This is a genomic window from Lactobacillus sp. ESL0259 (assembly GCF_003693045.1).
Lineage (GTDB): Bacteria > Bacillota > Bacilli > Lactobacillales > Lactobacillaceae > Lactobacillus > Lactobacillus melliventris.
The window spans coordinates 1-6230 of sequence record NZ_REHP01000013.1; the positions used below are offsets into that span (position 1 = coordinate 1).

Genomic DNA, 6230 nt, shown 5'->3' on the forward strand with positions numbered 1-6230 from the left:
TAAGCTGGTATGAAGCAATTGGTCTAATTGTGAAATTACCAGGTAATGAAAAAAGGGAAGGCTGTTAAATCAGTCTTCCCTTTTGCTATACGGCTTCAAATTCACAAACATTTTTTTGCTGCAGTTTGAAGCCTTGTAGCTCTAAGTTTCGTAGCAACTTCGCTTAATGTACATTATGTTAAGTTGCTTTGGTATATATGGAATTATTTTGCTTTGGTATAAATTAAGGACAGATAAATGTAATAAATTTGTTTATAGTTATGCTTCATTAATGGCTGCATTTTTATTAGTAGAATAGGCTACCCCGACTATTGTTGCTAAAATAATTAAACAAGTTATACATAATAGTGTTAATGCGATAGTAATGCCGAAAGAAGCAGTAATTGTAGTAAAAATAGTTGTCATAACTGGCGCAGTCACTATTAAAATTGTGTTAAGCATTCCCATAGTTGATGACAAAATGTTTTGGTCGACTGCTTCAACAAGCCACTGTGTTAATTTAGGACTAGCCGTACCAATAAATATTGCAAGGCTTGCCATGATAGGCAGACAAATGAAAATATTTTTAATGAGCATTGTACCAATAACTGCGATACTTAAAGCTGTTGAAATAATTGCAATAGTGAATAATGACATGTTCTTGAATAATTTTGTGCCTACAATGCTACCAAGTGCCATACCAGCAGTCATTACAGCTCCTATTAGGGCAATCGTAAAACTGTATGTTCCAATGACCATAGAGGACTTATTACCAGCGATTACGATTGAAATTAAAGGTTCAATTGATCCTAAAACTCCATTTAATAAAGCAATTACTAGAACGACTGATAACAATCCCTTTGCTTTTTTTACTTGTTTGAATGACAAAGCAATTGTTTTAAAGAATCCTTTTTCATTAACTGAAGTAGTTGCTTCTTGGGGACGAGTCTTGTAATAATTACGGCCGACGCTGGCAAAAAGGGCACCTGCCGCTAGAAATGTTAAGGCATTGAAGATTGCTAAGCTGGAATAAGACATGAAAAGTAATAAACCAGAACCAATGAATTGTGCAATCATATTGATAATACCGTTGATCCCACTAACAAATCCTTCAGCTTCAGCAACTTCATCATTTCCGACAATGTTAACAATTAGAGGCGTTTGAAGGCCACCAGAGTATGAGCCAGCAATATCCGATACTAAGTTAATGCCAATAACAGTTAAAACTAGGTTCCAGCCAGCAAATCCACTAGCGAAAAGTAATCCGACGATTAGATAGAGTCCAAAGCGTATAGCAGCTAACCAAACCATTAGCTTGAATTTGTTTTTTGTACGATCAGCTAAATATCCACTAAAAACTTGAAAAATTTGAGGTACTGATTCTGAAATTGAAATCAATGAAATAGCCAAGGCGTAATTTCTTAATTTACTTGCATAAGTAATAAGTGCTAAGTAAAACAAAATATTGCCTGCACCAGATAAAAAACTGGCGATTGTAAATTTTCTATAATCCTTGTTCTTTATAAAAATGTCCATAATTTTATAACTCCTAAATTAAATATTTTATATATTAAGTTATAACGTGGTTATAATAAGGAATATCAAAAATGTCGTATTTGAATGTTAAACGCCAAATTCGAAAGAAATTAAGGAGGGTCACTAATGACAATAGGACAATTGCTAAAGCAATATCGAATTGAGAGTTTGAAAACTCAAAAAGAATGGGCTGGTGATACGATTAGTACATCATATTATTCAAAAGTTGAAAAAGATCAGCATAGAATTACAGCTGAGGATTTGATTGCATTACTGCGTGCTAATAACATTAAATTGTGGGAATTTTTTGGCAAGCTTAGTCAAGAAGATAAGGTAAAATATGACGAAAACAGAGATATTGGCGAGGCAATTAATGAAGCGTTTTATCATAATGATAAGGATCAGCTTAAGGATATTAAAAATGTCATTGCAAATAGCGAAATAGCTGATAAAGAAGATCAGTTGCTATTTATAGATGCACTTATAGCTTTAGTTGGTAATCACGTAGAAGATCTTGATGAAAAAGAACGAAGTAAGTTGAAAGAAAAGATTTTTAATATTTCTAATTTTGACGAAAATAAATTAGATTTGTATTGTAACTTGATGCCATTTTATGATCTCGATAGCAACTTGTTAATAAGTCGGCGAGTGATCACGCAATTTTGCCATTCTGGGAGTTCGAATGTTCAAGAAACAATATTAGGAATAGAGATAAACGTGTTATTTATGTGTATTGAGAAAGGTAGATATAAAGAAACAAAATTCTTTATTCAGGCAGCTGATCAAATTAGTACTAAACCGAACTTGTTTTTTTATAAAAACTGCATTTTTATACTTAAAAATATAGTGAATTATCACTATGAAAGAAAGGATGAGTATTTAAATAAAGCTCGAATGGCAATTGATCATATTAGTTCGTTAGGCATGCCGGAGTACAGCAAAGACATGAAAGGTATTCTAGATAAATATGGGAAAAATTAAAAAAAGTCGTATTTGATATTTAAAATTCAAATACGACTTTTTTATTATTTTCTGTTAAATCGAAAATATACTTAAGCTACAAAGTTTAAAACAGAAGGAGATGAAGTACATCAACTTTTGACTGAATCGTTATCATTCACATCTAGGTAACAAGTAATTGGAAATAAAATGAAGAAAGGAGATAAAAATATGAATACATCAACTTTTGGTTGGGTTGTTATCATTCACAGCTAAGTAATAAGTAATTGGAAATAAAATAAAGAAAGGAGATAAAAATATGAATACATCAACCTTTGGTTGGGTCGTTATCATTCACAGCTAAGTAACAAGTAATTAGAAATAAAATGAAGAAAGGAGATAAAAACATGAATACATCAACTTTTGGTTGGGTCGTTATCATTCACAGCTAAGTAACAAGGATGAAAAAAAACGACGAAAAATCAAACATCAGGTAATTACAGATGGAGTGCTGATAAAATTTAAAATCAACACTTTATAAAATAATATAATTAAAAACGTTAGAAAGGAGAAATCAATATGACTAAAAAGATGACTAAAAATCCACTTAGAATTGGCCCACCATGGTTTTTTTAAATTTAACTTTATTTGGAAAAGAACTAATTTATTGTAAGAAACGACGAAAAATCAGACATCAGGTAATTACAGATTAGAGTGCTGATAAAATTTAAAATCAACACTTTATAAAATAATATAATTAAAAAACGTTAGAAAGGAGAAATCAATATGACTAAAAAGATGACTAAAAATCCATTTAGAATTGGCCCACCATGGTTTTTTTAAATATAATTTTATTTGGAAAAGAACTAATTTACTACAAAAAAACACACGAAAGTAAATTATCGTGTGATAACCAATAGTATTAAAAACATTGCCACGCACGGCAATGTTTTATTTGTTATATGCTAAATAGAGTATAACACTTTCAAGATAGTTTTGACCACCATGATTTTTTACGGATTAGTATTAAGTGGTGTACTCCTTTTTTTGCTTAATTCATGTGTGGATATGATACTGATAATAATTGCATTTTTTTACTTTTTCCGATTTATTTAATGCTAATATAATGCCAAATGGTTAACAAATACTAGACATTAATGTAAATAGGAGATAGCAAATACATGAGTAATATTACAGCCAAAGAGCTAGTTAATGAGTTAGGCTTAAGTAGAGCAAGGCTATACCAAATAATAGCAAAACTAGACGATAATAAAAAACCTAAAAAGAGTGCTTTAGGACAGTATATTTTCGATGATCAAGCAGTTAAAAATATTAAACAATACTACGCAGAAATTTCTGTCAAGCATAATACAAATAGTGCTAAACATATAGATAGTAAAATGATTAACACTATTTTGTCTAGCCTAAACAGTCGAACAGATGAGCTTGAAAATCAAATTAAACAATTAACGGAAAAAATAAATATTAAAGAGCAACAGATACAAAAACTTGTTATTGAAAAAGAAAATTTAAGACAAAGTAAAGATAAGCAAATAGCACAATTAGCTGAAAAATCTAACCAACAAATAAGTGAACTACATAAGCTATTAGATCAGCAACAGCAATTAAATTTGACCACTAACGAACAGAATAAAAGATTATTAGAGCAACCAGTGGTTAAAAAACATTGGTGGCAATAAAAATAATTTTCAACATTTAAATTTATTAATTTAAAATTTTTTGAAAGAATTCAATGAATTTATGTTAATATTAATCTATTAACGCAAATAAAAATACCCTGATACCTAGTAAATAACAAAGTATCAGGGCATGAAAAAAACTAATCTTCTAGCACTTTGACACGGTCTAAAGATTAGCTTCATCAACTGAATTAAGTATAACAAAAATACTTAAAAATTCAAGAGATGAAGTTAAAAAGACCTTCGAGTTAAAAGATTAGCCCGGAGGTCTTTTCCGTTATCAAGCGAACCAACAGGACAAAGTTGAAAAAAGGGACAGGTTTAATAGAGCCATCTCAAGTAATAAATCTATTTCCGAAAGCACGTAACGAATGCAGTGGGGCAAGTGGCGGTGACGACCAGCAGTTAAGCGAACCAGGTCAGGGCGGTACAGACGACTACTGTCTGGTCAGAATTACTCATGCGTAAGGCGAGCAGGCAGCAGTGGAACATACGGCAGTAGCAAGGACAGAACATAGTACGAGGTACTATTGGCTGGGGTTAGCATATGGCGTTGCCCAGACCTTCAGATCATATTTTGGAGCGACAAAAAACAACGGCTCGGCTACTGTGCAGGGCGTTTTTTAGCTTAAATGTATGCTGGTCCTTTGTGACCAGATTAGTAACCAACGATCGACAAAGCGGTTAGTTAGATAGTTTCTTCTCCTTATTGCAAGGGGAAATTACCTAACTAACCGCTTTGCGGTTATGTTAGGTACCTTATGGGGCCAGTGTGCCCACTGCCAGGAGCAGTATTTGGCAGTTTAGTTTATTCAGCTGACTTTGTTTTAGGTTTAGGTAGAGCAACTGGTGTAGTAGATTTTGGCTCAGCAGTCTTTCATGGTTTAGTTGAAGGTTAGGGTGTTGAGTAGTGTTTTAGTTTTGCTTGTGAGAGACTGACCTGGTTTTTTGTGGCCGTTTATTTGCTTGGAAAAAGTTGTTTTTTTATTTGTATGTTGGAACTTCACAAACTTTTAGGAAAGAGCATAAGGGAAACTGCTATCACTTACTTAACGTAAGGTGATAGCTTGGCGGTGCCAAGCGTTTTCTAACAGCGGCTGCCTGCTAGCACTTTTTTTGCGAAATATCCCATTGTGGGTGTGTTGTGAATACTGGTGTAGAGCTAAAAACTCCATCTGGGTTTGTGAAAGGGATCTGATAGTCCCAAAATGGGATTGTCATAAACCTTGATAGAGCAACATTCTCCTAAGGGTAAAGATCGTATCAAAAACCGTATTTTGGTTTTATTGAATACCAGGCTCGCTTTGAATGTAATGGAGAGCGGGGGGGTAAAAAATAAAAGTAGGTGAAATAGTTGAGGAATGATTTTGTCTACTTTTAAAAAATTGGGGGCAGTCATTTTTGAGCAAAAAGAGAAGTGAATTTAGCAGGTAAATCACACAGCTTATCGCCAGGAAGTCATCCATTTGATAGAAAATCAGGTGTAAGTATACCCGAGGGCGAAAAAACGGCTCACAGGGGCTAATAGGGGCTAAATCAGGCGAATTAAAAAAGCATGAATGTTAGAGAGTTTCATGCTTTTTTCTGTTTGGTCGCATTTTAAATGCTCGTGCTATATTAATATATAGCAGGGGAAATTTTCCCTTAGCATTAAAAAAGGCGTTAAACGGATCAGGTTTAGCGCCTTTTAGCAATCATGCGATAGTTAGTCCCATATTCTTAACGATAGAGTTTTGCTAACATCTATTTACATTATAGCCGATTTTGGTTTTAAGTAAAAAGTTTGCAGCAAAGCCAATAAGGATTAGCTACTCTGAGTCAAGTTTCGGAAGGTGGCAAGAGCTATGCTAACAACAAATGCCAGTTTGGCAATCACTATGGTAGTTTTACCAGTAATTGCGCACGTACTGTGCAAAATGATTGATCGGTATTTTTTTAATGAAAAGTAGCAAATAAGCTGGTATGAAGCAATTGGTCTAATTGTGAAATTACCAGGTAATGAAAAAAGGGAAGGCTGTTAAATCAGTCTTCCCTTTTGCTATACGGCTTCAAATTCACAAACATTTTTTTGCTGCA

5 protein-coding genes are annotated in these 6230 nt (G+C 33.2%); 4 read left to right on the top strand and 1 reads right to left on the bottom strand.

Annotated elements, in window-relative coordinates; translation table 11 throughout:
• Positions 1-258 precede the first annotated feature (258 nt).
• Positions 259-1515 (bottom strand): MFS transporter, encoded by a 1257-nt coding sequence (locus F5ESL0259_RS08800; RefSeq protein WP_110446862.1) that lies wholly within the window; start codon positions 1513-1515, stop codon positions 259-261.
• A 126-nt stretch (positions 1516-1641) separates the two neighbouring features.
• Here F5ESL0259_RS08800 and F5ESL0259_RS08805 point away from each other — a divergent pair, with 126 nt between their 5' ends.
• From F5ESL0259_RS08805 to F5ESL0259_RS08970, 4 genes are all read left to right on the top strand, one after another.
• A complete protein-coding gene (locus tag F5ESL0259_RS08805; RefSeq protein WP_110446863.1) occupies positions 1642-2496 on the top strand; it encodes a helix-turn-helix domain-containing protein in 855 nt (284 codons plus the stop codon).
• 1139 nt (positions 2497-3635) lie between these two features.
• On the top strand, positions 3636-4154 hold the full coding sequence (locus tag F5ESL0259_RS08810; protein WP_110446864.1) for a DUF536 domain-containing protein: 519 nt from the start codon (positions 3636-3638) through the stop codon (positions 4152-4154).
• A 483-nt stretch (positions 4155-4637) separates the two neighbouring features.
• The gene (locus F5ESL0259_RS08965) at positions 4638-4781 is read left to right on the top strand and encodes a hypothetical protein (RefSeq protein WP_158593833.1); all 144 of its coding nucleotides are present in this window, start codon (positions 4638-4640) and stop codon (positions 4779-4781) included.
• Positions 4782-4915: 134 nt separating this feature from the next.
• Positions 4916-5053 (top strand): hypothetical protein, encoded by a 138-nt coding sequence (locus F5ESL0259_RS08970; RefSeq protein ID WP_158596034.1) that lies wholly within the window; start codon positions 4916-4918, stop codon positions 5051-5053.
• Positions 5054-6230: the final 1177 nt, after the last annotated feature.